This is a genomic window from Glutamicibacter protophormiae (genome assembly GCF_016894325.1).
Taxonomy (GTDB): domain Bacteria; phylum Actinomycetota; class Actinomycetes; order Actinomycetales; family Micrococcaceae; genus Glutamicibacter; species Glutamicibacter protophormiae.
This window is the reverse complement of sequence record NZ_CP069806.1, coordinates 2,097,549-2,110,186: the sequence shown is the minus strand read 5'-3', so window position 1 is coordinate 2,110,186 and position 12,638 is coordinate 2,097,549. Positions and strand designations below refer to the sequence as shown.

General features: G+C 62.2%; 13 protein-coding genes and 1 tRNA gene. 6 read left to right on the top strand and 8 right to left on the bottom strand.

What is annotated here, in order from left to right; translation table 11 throughout:
- Position 1: 1 nt before the first annotated feature.
- The 4 genes from sufD to JQN66_RS09820 all read left to right on the top strand — a co-directional run bounded on the left by sufD (position 2) and on the right by JQN66_RS09820 (position 3,007).
- Positions 2 to 1,282 (top strand): Fe-S cluster assembly protein SufD, encoded by a 1,281-nt coding sequence (gene sufD, locus JQN66_RS09835; protein WP_188946848.1) that lies wholly within the window; start codon positions 2 to 4, stop codon positions 1,280 to 1,282.
- A gap of 46 nt (positions 1,283 to 1,328) precedes the next feature.
- A complete protein-coding gene (gene sufC / locus JQN66_RS09830; RefSeq protein ID WP_188946849.1) occupies positions 1,329 to 2,087 on the top strand; it encodes a Fe-S cluster assembly ATPase SufC in 759 nt (252 codons plus the stop codon).
- Between the two features lie 14 nt (positions 2,088 to 2,101).
- Positions 2,102 to 2,446, top strand: a complete 345-nt coding sequence (locus JQN66_RS09825) for a metal-sulfur cluster assembly factor (protein WP_188946850.1) — start codon at positions 2,102 to 2,104, stop codon at positions 2,444 to 2,446.
- 216 nt (positions 2,447 to 2,662) lie between these two features.
- Complete coding sequence (locus JQN66_RS09820; protein ID WP_204674650.1) at positions 2,663 to 3,007, top strand: metal-sulfur cluster assembly factor; 345 nt, start codon at positions 2,663 to 2,665, stop codon at positions 3,005 to 3,007.
- On the opposite strand, the gene JQN66_RS09815 is transcribed toward JQN66_RS09820, so the two are convergent.
- From JQN66_RS09815 to JQN66_RS09790, 6 genes are all read right to left on the bottom strand, one after another.
- Positions 3,004 to 4,176: a thiolase family protein gene (locus JQN66_RS09815; protein WP_204674648.1), complete on the bottom strand. Its 1,173-nt coding sequence runs from the start codon at positions 4,174 to 4,176 to the stop codon at positions 3,004 to 3,006. The genes JQN66_RS09820 and JQN66_RS09815 overlap by 4 nt on opposite strands.
- Positions 4,173 to 5,612, bottom strand: coding sequence for a class I adenylate-forming enzyme family protein (locus JQN66_RS09810; protein ID WP_204674646.1), 1,440 nt, complete (start codon positions 5,610 to 5,612; stop codon positions 4,173 to 4,175). The genes JQN66_RS09815 and JQN66_RS09810 overlap by 4 nt, the downstream gene beginning before the upstream one ends.
- 4 nt (positions 5,613 to 5,616) lie before the next feature.
- Entirely contained in the window at positions 5,617 to 6,195 is a 579-nt protein-coding gene (locus tag JQN66_RS09805; protein WP_188946854.1) for a biotin transporter BioY, read from the bottom strand.
- A gap of 54 nt (positions 6,196 to 6,249) precedes the next feature.
- Positions 6,250 to 6,864 (bottom strand): energy-coupling factor transporter transmembrane component T family protein, encoded by a 615-nt coding sequence (locus JQN66_RS09800; RefSeq protein ID WP_204674644.1) that lies wholly within the window; start codon positions 6,862 to 6,864, stop codon positions 6,250 to 6,252.
- Entirely contained in the window at positions 6,861 to 7,550 is a 690-nt protein-coding gene (locus tag JQN66_RS09795) for an energy-coupling factor ABC transporter ATP-binding protein (RefSeq protein ID WP_204674642.1), read from the bottom strand. The genes JQN66_RS09800 and JQN66_RS09795 overlap by 4 nt, the downstream gene beginning before the upstream one ends.
- 149 nt (positions 7,551 to 7,699) lie before the next feature.
- Positions 7,700 to 8,422 (bottom strand): LysE family translocator, encoded by a 723-nt coding sequence (locus JQN66_RS09790; RefSeq protein ID WP_204674640.1) that lies wholly within the window; start codon positions 8,420 to 8,422, stop codon positions 7,700 to 7,702.
- 155 nt (positions 8,423 to 8,577) lie between these two features.
- Here JQN66_RS09790 and JQN66_RS09785 point away from each other — a divergent pair, with 155 nt between their 5' ends.
- Positions 8,578 to 9,024, top strand: coding sequence for an Lrp/AsnC family transcriptional regulator (locus tag JQN66_RS09785; protein WP_188946858.1), 447 nt, complete (start codon positions 8,578 to 8,580; stop codon positions 9,022 to 9,024).
- Here JQN66_RS09785 and JQN66_RS09780 read toward each other — a convergent pair.
- Positions 9,021 to 10,238, bottom strand: coding sequence for an MFS transporter (locus tag JQN66_RS09780; RefSeq protein ID WP_204674638.1), 1,218 nt, complete (start codon positions 10,236 to 10,238; stop codon positions 9,021 to 9,023). The two genes, JQN66_RS09785 and JQN66_RS09780, sit on opposite strands and share 4 nt — an antisense overlap.
- 296 nt (positions 10,239 to 10,534) lie before the next feature.
- On the opposite strand from JQN66_RS09780, the gene JQN66_RS09775 reads away from it, so the two are divergent.
- A complete protein-coding gene (locus tag JQN66_RS09775) occupies positions 10,535 to 12,223 on the top strand; it encodes an FAD-binding dehydrogenase (protein WP_420870923.1) in 1,689 nt (562 codons plus the stop codon).
- A 178-nt stretch (positions 12,224 to 12,401) separates the two neighbouring features.
- Here JQN66_RS09775 and JQN66_RS09770 read toward each other — a convergent pair.
- A tRNA-Arg gene (locus tag JQN66_RS09770) sits at positions 12,402 to 12,475 on the bottom strand.
- Positions 12,476 to 12,638: the final 163 nt, after the last annotated feature.

Here is a 12,638-nt window from a genome sequence, read left to right as displayed (position 1 = left end):
AATGTCGGAGACCACCACCCATATCCCGGAAGAGAAGTCGCGCATCGGCGCGCCATCGATCCCCGGTTTCACCGAAGAGGGCGAGAACCTCTCGCCGATCAACGACAACGATGGCTCGCCGCTGGGCGGTGCGTCGTCGAAGGCGCATAGCCACGGCGGCGGAGTCGGCGTTCCCGACTCCTCCCGTGCCGGCCGCCTGACCAGCTACAAGGTCGAGGACTTCGCCAAGCTGACCGGCCGCGAAGAAGACTGGCGCTTCACCCCGCTCAAGCGGCTGAAGGGCCTGCACACCGACGAGCTGACCGGCGCCGCGCCGAAGGTCGAGCTGACCGGCAGCGATGCCGTGGTGCTGACCGAGGTGGCCGCCGATGACGTGCTCAACGGCATTGCGCACACCCCGGACGACCGCGTGTCGGCCAATGCCTGGAAGTACGCTTCCAGCACCCAGGTCGTCACCGTGCCGAAGGGCGCCGAAGGCGTGCAGGCTACCCTGCGCATCACCGGCGAATCGATGGATGCCGCGGCGCAGCACATCATCGTGGTTGCCGAGGAGAATACCGAAGCGACCATCATCCTGGACCACGTCGGCTCCGCCGTGCTGGCGCAGAACGTGGAATTCGATGTCCGCGCCGATGCCCGCCTGACCGTGATCTCCCTGCAGGCCTGGGAGAATGACGCCGTTCATGCTTCCTCGCAGCAGGCGCTGGTTGCCCAGGGCGCCTCGTTCAAGCACATCGTCGTCACCTTCGGCGGCGACCTGGTGCGCGTGAACCCGTCGGCACGCTTCACCGGCGAACGCGCCGAGATCGAGCTGTACGGCCTGTACTTCGCGGACGCCGGCCAGCACCTGGAGCACCGCCTGTTCGTTGACCACGCCGTGGCCAACTGCAAGTCCAACGTGCTCTACAAGGGTGCCCTGCAGGGCAAGGACGCGCACACCGTATGGGTTGGCGACGTGCTGATCCAGAAGGCAGCCGTGGGCACCGACTCCTACGAGGCCAACCGCAACCTGGTGCTCACCGACGGCGCCCGCGCCGACTCGGTGCCGAACCTGGAAATCGAAACCGGCCTGATCGACGGTGCGGGTCACGCATCGACCACCGGCCGCTTCGATGACGAGCACCTGTTCTACCTGATGGCCCGCGGCATCGATGAGAAGACCGCACGCCGACTGGTGGTTCGCGGCTTCCTGAACGAAATCGTTCAGCAGATCGGTGACGAGGCTCTGCAGGAGCGCTTGACCGAAACCATCGAAATGGAATTGGCTGCGACTGAGAACTAGTCAGTACCTGTCTTCATCAGCTTTTTAGAAAGAAACGGAACGACGTATGTCTACTCTGGAAATCAAGGACCTGCACGTCTCGATCGACACCGAGCAGGGCTCCAAGGAAATCCTCAAGGGTGTAACCCTGACCATCAACACCAATGAGACCCACGCAATCATGGGCCCCAACGGTTCGGGCAAGTCCACCTTGGCTGCCACCATCGCCGGACACCCGCGCTACAACGTCACCAGCGGCACCATCACCCTCGATGGCGAAGACGTGCTGGAGATGAGCGTTGACGAGCGCGCCAAGGCGGGCCTGTTCCTGGCCATGCAGTACCCGGTCGAGGTCCCGGGCGTGACCATGACCAACTTCCTGCGCACCGCCAAGACCGCGATCGACGGCGAAGCCCCGAAGCTGCGTACCTGGACCAAGGACGTCAAGGAAGCCATGGGCAAGCTGAAGATCGACGCCGACTTCGCACAGCGCAACGTGAACGAGGGCTTCTCGGGCGGCGAGAAGAAGCGCGTCGAGATCCTGCAGCTGGAACTGTTCAAGCCGAAGTTCGCCGTGCTGGATGAGACCGACTCCGGCCTGGACGTCGACGCACTGAAGATCGTCTCCGAGGGTGTCAACCGCGCCCAGAACGAGAACCAGATGGGCACCCTGCTGATCACCCACTACACCCGCATCCTGCGCTACATCAAGCCAGACTTCGTGCACGTGTTCGTGGATGGCAAGATCGCTGAACAGGGCGGCCCGGAGCTCGCCGACCGCCTGGAAGAAGAAGGCTACGACCGCTTCCTGAACGTCAACGCCTAGTTAGGAAAGTTCCCATGAGCGAAGCTACGGAACAGAGCAAGGGTTCCACGACTACTCCGCTGGAGGATGTCGAGGAAGCGCTGAAGGACGTCATCGACCCGGAACTCGGCGTCAACATTGTCGACCTGGGGCTGCTGTACGGGCTGAAGTACGCCGAAGACGGTGTGCTGATCCTGGACCTCACCCTGACCACCGCTGCCTGCCCGCTGACCGACATCATCGAGGAGCAGGTGGCCTCGGCACTGGAGAGCGTCGTCGACGAGCACCGGTTGAACTGGGTCTGGATGCCGCCTTGGGGTCCGGAACGCATCACCGATGACGGCCGCGACCAGATGCGGGCCCTCGGGTTCAACATCTAGTCCAAGCCAAGCCTCGAAGGGCGCCGCAGGAATTTCGATTCCTGCGGCGCCCTTTGCCGTTGGCTCCACGGGCTTTGCCGGCGGACGGCGCCGGCAGAGGAACGGCTGATTTCGACTGAGTGGGACTGGAGGTAGCCAGCGGCTCGAAATCGTGCGTATAGTTCCCTGTATTCCAGTTAGGGATACCTCACTCACAGTGCAACAGGGGAGAGAATCGTGACAGAAACGACGCACGCGGCCGCAACGCTGGTTGCCAAGCCCATCGAGGACATCGAAGAAGCCCTGCGGGATGTCATCGACCCGGAACTCGGCGTGAACATCGTCGACCTGGGGCTCGTGTACGGGTTGCGCTTCGCCGAGGACGGCGCCCTGGAGATCGACATCACGCTGACCAGCGCGGCCTGCCCGCTGACCCCGGTCATCGAGGACCAGGTGGAAAACGCCTTGGAGAGCCTCGTCGAGTCCTACCGGCTGAACTGGGTCTGGATGCCGCCATGGAGCCCCGAGCACATCACCGAAGACGGCCGCGACCAGATGCGCGCGCTGGGCTTCAACCTCTAATCCTGGTTGCGGGGCATCGATTCGAAGGCGACTGCGCTTCCCGTGCCCCCTGCGGCGGCCATCAACGCGACGGCGCGCTGGCCCGGCATGCGGGCCTGCTGGGCCTGCCAGAATAAGCGAGTGACCAGGACAGCTCCGCTGGCCCCGTAGGGATGCCCGAGGGCCAAGGCTCCGCCTTGGCGGTTCACCCGGTGTTCGCCAATGCCCAATTCGTCCAGGCAGGCCAGCGCCTGCACTGCGAACGCTTCATTGAATTCAATCAGCGCGTCGCTGCGCGCGGGATCCTCGCCGAGCAGGCGGACCAGGTTCCGGTAGGCGGGTGTCGCCGCCATGCCCAGAATTTCAGGATCGCTCGCCCCGGAAGCCGCACCGAGATAACGCAAGGCGAAATCCGGCCCCAGCCGTTGGAGCATCCTCTCGCTGGCCAGGACCACCGCGGCGGCACCGTCGTTGATCGGGCAGGCGTTGCCCGCGGTGACGCTTCCGCCCGGAACGAAGGCGGGCTTGAGCGCTGCGAGTTTTCGTGGTGTCAGCCCCGGGCGTGGACAGGTGTCGGCCGCGACCAGGCCGCCGGCGGTGGAAATATCCACCAGCTCGTCGTCGAACGCTCCGGCTTCCTTGGCCTGCAGGGCTTTATGGTGGCTGCCCAGCGCGAACTGGTCCTGCCGTTCGCGGCTGATGCCGTAGCGCACCGCGATGTTTTCCGCCGCGACCCCCATGTCCGGGTCCGGATCGGGCGTCGGCGTGAAGCGCGCCCGGGAATAGAGCCGCGGCTGCATCATGGGATCGGTCTGCTTCTCCACCCGCCAGGGGGCGGTGCTCGCGGATTCGACGCCTCCGGCAATGACGAGGTCTGCTTCGCCGCAGCGGATCATGCGTGCCGCCGCTGCGATGGCCTCCAGCCCGCTGGCGCACTGCGCATCCACGCTGGTGGCCGGGACGGTGTGCGGCAATTCCGAGGCGAGGGCAGCAACGCGGGCGATGTTGCCGCCCGGGCCGGCGGCGTTCCCCGCAAAAACATGGTCCACGCTGTGCGGGTCAATCCCTGCGCGCTGCAGCAGTGCATCGATCACGGACCCGAGCAGCCGGTCGGCGGTGATCCGGGTGAACTCCTTGCCGGCCCGGACAATGGGCGTGCGGGCGGCGCCGACTATGTAGGCGTTATTCATCTCAGGAAAACCTTTGCTAGCTGGGGAACGCCGGTACCAGGAAGTTCGGAGTCGGCGATCTTTCCGCTGGAAGTCATCGGCCAGCGTTCCAAAAATACCAGTTCGTGCGGGATCTTGTAGCTTGGGAGCAGCTCGCGCAGCCGGCCGCCGAGCTCCCGTCCCTGCCGCGGATCTCCGCAGGTATAGGCCAGCAGCGTCTTGCTCCCGTCGCGCTCAACCATGAGGACCCGTACATCTGCCAGCCCGAGCCGTGCGAAGGCCTGCATGATTTCTCCGGGATGCACGTTGTTGCCGTTCAGGTTCAGCATCGCGCCGCCGCGCCCCTGCAGTTCCAGGCGGCCATCGTCGAGCAATCTGCCGAGGTCTCCGACGCTGGTGGAGGTTCCGCACCGCTCGATGGCTGCGCTTCCGGAAGAATCGTAGCCGCTGGCGTTGAACGGGCTGTCGACGAAGATCAAGCCGTTGAACGGGGACCGCCCCTCACTGTGGATGTGCAATCGCACTCCGGGGAACGGCGTGCCGATGAAGTTGCCGGCGGGTCCTTCGCCCGGCCCGCGCCGGCGGTAGGCGATCAGGCTGTGTTCCGAGCTGCCGTAGTATTCGGTGCAAGCAGTGGCGGGGGTCTGAACAAAAATTTTGTTCACCGTGGGGGCCGGAAGCGGTTCACCCCCGCTGACCACCGTGGCCAGTGAGGAGAAGGCGCAGTCATCCGCGGTGTCGAGCAGGCGCTGGATGATCGTCGGCACCGAAACGATGCGGGTGCAGGCGTGCCTGGAGAGCATGGCGCACACGGCATCCGCGTTCCAGCGCCCGCTGGCCAGCAGTGTTCCGCCGGTGTGCAGCGATTCGACCAGCGCGTAGAGTCCGAGCCCATGGGATATCGGACCGGGGCACAAGGTCACCGCCGCGGGAGCCGCGCCGAGGATCTCGGCGCCTGAAGCCAGGGACTCCTGCCACGAGGCCTGGCTGCGAACGATCGCCTTGGGCTCGCCGCTGGATCCTGAGGTGCAGATAACCAGCAGTTCGCGGTCCGGATCGGACGGCCGGACCGGGCGCAGCCGGCCGGCGGCGTCAGCTGGCACCGGATAGGGGGTGAAGGCCAGATCCCGCAGCGAACCCGCCTGGTCGGGATGGACGATGACCCCGGCGGCTCCGAGCCGCCGCGCCGTCGCCGTGAGCTGCGCCGGCGGCCACGCCGGGTCGAGGACCACCAGCGGCTTGCCGGCCAGGACTGCTGCATGGAATCCCACGGCCATGGTCAGCGGATCCAGGGCGTAGATTCCCACGCGCTGGCCTGGGTGCTGGCGAAGGGCCTCGGATAGAGTTTGGGCTCGAAGCATCAGCTGGCCGAAGGTCAGTTCCTCCACGGCGGAGGCCACTGCGATCCGGTCCGGCGTGCTTCGAGCCCAATGCTCTACGGCAAGCGAGAGATCCACGAGATTATTTCAGCAGGCCGCGGTAGCTGCGATGGACGGTCAGGGCGACGAGGGTTGCCACGACCGCCTTGAGCAGGTCGCCGGGCAGGAACGCGAACGAGCCGACCAACGAGGTCTTCAGGTCGAGGCCGGTGACGACCGCGGTCCACGGGACGCCGAACAGGTAGATGACCACGATGCCGCCGAGGATGGTGGAAACCAGGCCGGCGACGAGCTGCAGGGGCTTGGACTGCAGGCGGATGACCCAGTACTTGAAGAGCGCGCCGATCACGAGCGAACCGAAGAACCAGCCGACAAGGTAGCCTCCGGTCGGGCCGAGGAGCACTCCCAGCCCGCCGCGGCCCCCGGCCAGCAGCGGCAGTCCGGCCACCGACAGCACGACGACGATCAGCGACGCCAGGGCGCCGCGCCATGGCCCGAGCATGGCGCCGGCCAGCATGACACCCAGGGTCTGCAGCGTGATCGGCACCGGGATGACACCGAGGGTGATGGGCGGCACCAGGCCCATTGCGGCGATCATCGCTGCGAAAACTGCAACGTACACGGTATTGCGTGTCTGTGATGGTGCGGTCGTGGTGGACATGGATTCTCCTAGAAAGGTGGTGAAAACGTGATGAAGGAAGGTGGGGTGCGGCGGCTAGCGCTGGTTGCGCGGTGCCGGTGCGGAATCATAGCCGCGGGCGTCGAGCGCTTCGGCGGTTTCGTCCGCAATTTTCAACGATCGAATGACCAGCGGGACGCTGACCGCCAGCGGATTGTTGCCCAGCCCGCGAGCGTGCTGCGCTTCGCGGACCTCGAGGTAGACGCGTTTGAGCTCCGGAATGAACCGGATGGCCATGGACAGGGCCAACGCGATCTGCGCAGGATTGGCGCCGACGACGCGCAGGGGAGAAGCGACGTTCTGGAACAGCTCCAGCATGGCGTCGAAGCTCGTGGTCAGGCTGACCGAATAGGCGAACAGGCACATGGTGAGCAGGCGCAGCACGGAGATGGCCGCGTTGAGCCAGCCCGTCTGGACGCCCAACAGGATCAGGACCACACCCAGGATGGCCACAAGTGTCAGCAGCGGCATGCGCAGCTGCTTGAAATCCACGCGGGCCGAGGCAAGCGTCGCCGCGCTGAGAATTAGCAGCGCAAGCAGGACTTGCCACGAGGAAATCAGGTACAAGCTGATGCTGACCGCCAGCAGCGTTCCGAATTTCCAGCCGGCCGGGATGCCTGCGAGCCAGGAAGTGTTCTTCGCCGCGATCATGCGTGGCTCCATTGGCGGTAGTGCGCGATGGCCTGGTCCGGTGCGCCGTCGAAACGGATGCCGCCGTCGGTGACCACCAGGACCCGGTCGAAGTCTTCCAGGATCTCCAGATCATGGGTGACCACGATCGCCCGCTGGTCCAGCCGTGCGATTTCGCGTTGGAACGCCAGCCGGTTCTTCAGGTCCAGCATGGTTGTCGGCTCGTCGAAGACTATGGTTCGCGGCTGCATCGCGATCACTGCGGCCAGCGCGACCATTTGCTGCTCCCCGCCCGAGAGGGTATGGCTTTCACGTTCGGCAAGGTGCATGATGTTCAGCTGCGCCAGGGTTTCGGCGACGCGGAACTGGCGTTCCTGCTTGCCGAGACCGAGGTTCTTCAAGCCGAAGGCAATGTCTTCGGCGACCAGCGGCATGATGATCTGGTTGGCAGGGTTCTGGAAAACGAATCCCACATCGCGCCGGATCTGCTTTGAGTGCTTGGCGGTGGTGAAGTCGCCAACGTGGACGGTGCCCGAGGTGGGCAGGACCAAACCATTCAGCAACCTTGACAGGGTGCTCTTTCCCGCCCCGTTGGCACCGATGATACCGATGCGCTGCTCGTCGAGTGAAAGCGTGAGATTGGTCAGCACGTCACGGTCGTCGTAGCGGACCGTCACGTTCTCAAGTCGAATCCGAGGTAGTTTCACAATGCTCCAGCAGGTCACTCATGCAAGGCCGATGAGTTCTGCTGGTTGCAGTTCGATCAGTCATGCTCTTAGTTCATGGCTTAGTCGGCCACAATTAAGAGGATACTTGATCACCGTTCAATTTTCTTGATCACTGTTCAAGAAAGTCGCTATACGACGAAGAACTGCTCATAGATCAGGCCCAGGGCGAGCCCGATCATGATGATTCCCGAGCAGAAGGTTACCGTGCGCGCGGCCACCGGCCGGGAGCGCAGCAGGACCCGCGCGGCCTTCGCCACCGAAAAGTAAACAGCGATCGAAACCAGGAAATGGCCGATACCCAGCGCGGCCGTCTGCAAGGTCACTGGCATGGGCTGCGCACTATCCAGGAACTGGGGGATGAGCGCCACATAAAGGAGCAGGGCCTTGGGATTGGTGCCGCTCGTGAGCACCCCCTTGAGGAACGGGGCGCGCCATGGGTTGGCGGTCTTCACCTCGGCTGGCGCCTTCTGCAGCACGGATACCGACATCGACGCGCGTGGTGCTTCCGGCTCAGGTTCGTCGGCGACTTCCTGCAGCCCGGCAGTGCCTGCGCCGTCATAGAATTTGGCCTTCTTCCAGCTGCGCAGCGTCGAGATTCCGAGCCAGAGCAAATAGAGCGAACCGGCCATGGTCAGGCCCATCAAGAGATTGGGGGAGCTTGCCACCAACGCGGCCATGCCGCAGACCAGCAGTGCGGTGTGGAACAGGTAGCCGGAGAGCAGTCCCCAGACGGCTGGACGGTAGCTGGTCTTTCCCAACGCGGAGGAAATAATGTAGGCCCAGTCGGCGCCAGGGGTGCAGGCAAGGGTAATTGAAACCAGCAAAAAACCCGTCAGCTGACTGATTTCCATTGTTCCTCCAGTACGTATCCGATGATCTGGGAACAACGTTAGGAGAAAAAACAGGAAATGTGCTTGCCGAATCTTTGCCCAGATGCAATTTGAGCGCAATATAAATTAGCAAAGTCACGAACTAGAGCAAGATTTTTGTGCAGTAGTATCGAGCTATGGATAAATTGGATCGTGCCATTATCGCTGAACTGCAGTTGGACGGGCGAATGAGTGCCACTGCTGTTGCCGCCCGGGTGGGACTGTCGGTAGCGCCATGTCACCGGCGGATGCGGGAGCTGGAGAGGTCCGGGGTGATCACCGGGTATCAAGCCGTGGTCGACCCGCAGCAGGTCGGGCTCGGCTTCGAGGCGCTGGTCTTCGTCACGCTCAGGGACCGGTCGCATCTGAAGGAATTTGAAACTGCAGTAGAAGCGGAGGAACTCATCGTCGAGGCGCAACGCCTGTTTGGAGAACCCGACTTCCTGCTTCGCGTTTTCGCCAAGGATCTGCCGCATTACCAGCGTGTCTATGACGAGGTGCTGGTGAACTTGCCCGCGGTTGAAAAGCTGACCAGCACTATCGTCATGCGAAACATCAAGGGCAGGGCGGTCCTGCCGGTCTAGTCGATGCCCTCGATCTTCGCGGGTATTCGCGTTACGCGTGGTGACAACAGCAAGGACATCAGCATGACGGCAAAGGCGATCCACAACGCTTGCGGCAGACCGGTGTGATCGACTGCGAACCCGATCAGCGGGGGACCGGATAGCATCGCGCCGTATCCAAAGGCGCTGATAATGCTCACTGCGTTGGGGCCCAGCCTGCTGCCCTGCGATGCAGCGATGGTCATTCCCACCGGGAAGCCCAGTGAACTTCCCAAACCCCACATGACCGAGGCGATTCCCAGGATGATTGGGCCGTGGCCGACGAGGAACATGCAAATACCGACCAGCCCGATCGAACCCATGAGCAGCAGCGTACGCCGCGGTCCAAGGTTGTCCACGATCTTGCCGCCGGCAAACCGGCCCGCTGTCATTGCTGCCACGAAAAGGGTGAACATGAGCGCACCCGTGTGATGGGGCAAGTCATGGCCGCTGACGGTAGCCAATGCAATCCAGTCATTGGCCGCGCCTTCGGCGAAGCTCAGGCCCGCCACCATGAGCCCGAGCAAGAGCAACAGGCCCAACTTTTGGTTCGAGGCGGCCTTGCTCCTGCCCGCCGGCTTGGAACGAGTGCCGTAGTTTTCCTTCTCCCATCCGGCCAGTCCAAGCTGCGCCAGGAAAGCGATGAGTACCAGCAGGGCGGCCACCATCGCGAAATGCCAGATGGTCAGCATCCGCAGGGTAATAGTTGCCGTCGCGAGACCCGCGCCGAGCAGCGTTCCGAGGCTGAAGAATCCATGGAATATCGGCATGAGGCTTCGCCCGCGATGCCTTTCAACGCGAGCGCCGCTGACATTCATCATAATGTCCAGGCATCCGAAAAATATGCCGTTAATGAAAAGAATGATAAATGCAGTTACCGGTGATCGTGTAACTGAAATAGATATCCCAAGGCCGACGAGACACGCGGCGAGAAGAATTGGGAAATAAAAGAGTAGTTTTCGAGTATCGAATCTACGGCTAATAGCCGGAATGATCGAAATTCCCAATAGGGTTCCCGCGGTCATGCACAGGAGGAAGGAGCCGAACGTCAGGCCTGAAAAATCGAAGACTTCATCGATGACGGACAAGCGTCCAGCCCACGACGCAAAGGAGATGCCAGCAGCGAGAAAAATGAGATTAATACTATCTCGCTCGGTAAGAACTCTCCGAGAAGCTGTGCTGGTGGCCTGTGTCATCTACCCTTTCGCCCTTCGATGTGAAACTGCTTAAAAGTTTATCTCATTCTGTGTTAGTTTCCATGCGTGGCGCCCCGCTCTACTGGCTTTTCAGTGCCGGTGTTGCGCTCGTTCGTATGCCATTCACAGAATCAGATTATGTATCGGTCTTGGCGTGATTCGTCCGGTTGGGATTAGGCGTTCAGGCTCGCCATTTAATGTCCTAGTCAAACTAATGCAAGTCTGGTGCGATCGGCGGATGCCACGTAGGCTCTGAGCAATATCTGAAGATCTTCCAGCGAGGCGGGGATGCGGTAGTGGGCGCCAAGGCACTGAAAACCGATGTGGTGATCATCGGCGGGGGACTATCGGGACTGGTTGCGGCGGCCGAAGCCGTAGACGCCGGCCGGCACGTAACCATCCTGGACCAGGAAAGCTCGAATAACCTCGGTGGGCAGGCGTACTGGTCATTCGGCGGGCTCTTTCTTGTCGACTCGCCAGAGCAGCGACGTCTCCGCGTCAAGGATTCCTTTGAGCTTGCGTGGAGCGACTGGCAAGACAGTGCGCAGTTTGACCGCTTGGAAGACCAAGACTTTTGGGCTGTAAAGTGGGCGAAGGCCTATGTCGAATTCGCCGCAGGGGAAAAACGCTCGTGGATTCGTGAACAGGGCATTGAGCTGACTCCAGTTGTGGGCTGGGCTGAACGGGGCAGCGGCGCTTCCGGGCGCCATGGGAACTCCGTTCCACGCTTCCACATTTCATGGGGGACTGGCACCGGAGTCAGCGGTCCGTTCGCGGAGAAAATTCTTCAAGCGCAACGGGATGGCAAGGCAGACCTCCGCTTCAGGCATCGCGTGACCGAACTGTTGGTGGTCGACGGGGTGGTCACCGGTGTTCGCGGCAGCATCCTGGAACCGGATGCAAGTGCCCGCGGAGTCAAGTCATCCCGGTGCGTGGACGGAGAGTTCGAGATCCAATCGCAGGCTGTGGTCGTGGCTACGGGAGGGATCGGCGGCAATCACGAATTGGTCAGGAAATTCTGGCCGAAACGTCTTGGCAGCGCGCCGGCCCACATGATCGCCGGGGTGCCCGCCTACGTTGACGGCAGCGGATTGGAGCTGGGTGAAGCCGCAGGGGCAAGCGTGGTGAATCGCGATCGTATGTGGCATTACACCGAAGGAATCAGGAACTGGGACCCGATTTGGCCAATGCATGGCATCCGGATACTCCCTGGTCCCACCCCAATGTGGTTCGACGCGAATGGCAACCGCCTGCCTGTGCCTGGACTACCCGGGCACGACACCATCGGTACCCTCCGTCACTTGAGAACCGATGCAAGCGCGTCTGCATTTGATCACTCGTGGTTTGTCCTGAATCAAAGGATCATCGAGAAAGAATTCGCACTCTCAGGCTCCGAGCAGAATCCTGACCTCACCAACCATGACCGCCGGGCTGTGGTGGCGGACCGGATTTTCGGCAAGGGCGCCCCGGCGCCTGTCACGGCGTTCCTTGAGTACGGGGCGGATTTCGTGACATCCGAAAGGCTTGAAGGCCTGGTCGCGAAAATGAATGCGATTGCGCCGGAAGCAATGCTGGACGCGGACCGCCTGCGCCAGCAAATAGAATCACGAGATCTCCAAGTGGAAAACGCCTTCAGCAAGGACGCCCAGGTGCAAAGCATCCGAAATGCACGCCGGTATCTGGGTGACAGGCTCATGCGAGTTGTCGCGCCACATCGGATCCTCGACCCGGCCGCCGGGCCGCTGATCGCCGTGAAGCTGCACGTGCTGACCCGCAAGTCACTCGGCGGATTGCAAACTGATCTTTCGGGACGTGTGCTGTCTCCGGAAGGCAGTGTTCTGGACGGACTGTACGCCGTTGGGGAAGCCGCGGGTTTCGGTGGCGGCGGCATGCACGGATACAACGCTCTCGAGGGAACTTTTCTCGGCGGGTGCCTTTTCACCGGCCGCCAAGCCGGCCGGGCCATAGGTGCGGAGGTCATTTAGATCCGTAGAAAGCTGCGATCCGCAGGATGCACTCTTGCCCTGCTTCATCCTCATCGACTCGTACTTAGGCCTCTAAAGGATCCGCCCGCAAAGGCCGCCAGCCTTGGTCGGTTGTTTCACAACCTTGAACAGAACCGCCGTTCACTTGGAATCAAGTAAACGGCGGTTCTGCATCTTGCGCCCCCGGCGGGATTCGAACCCACGACCTAGAGATTAGAAGGCTCTTGCTCTATCCAGCTGAGCTACGGAGGCTGAACCCAAAATAGTTTAGCCTATGGTTCGCTTGGAACGCGATTCGAAGCGGATAGGCTGGAGCCAGCGGTGAGATTACAGTTGCTGATTAGGCGAGGTTAACGTGCAACGATGGAAAATCGGCGGGCTACGAGGAACTGTGTTGTTCTGTCTCTTGAGCATG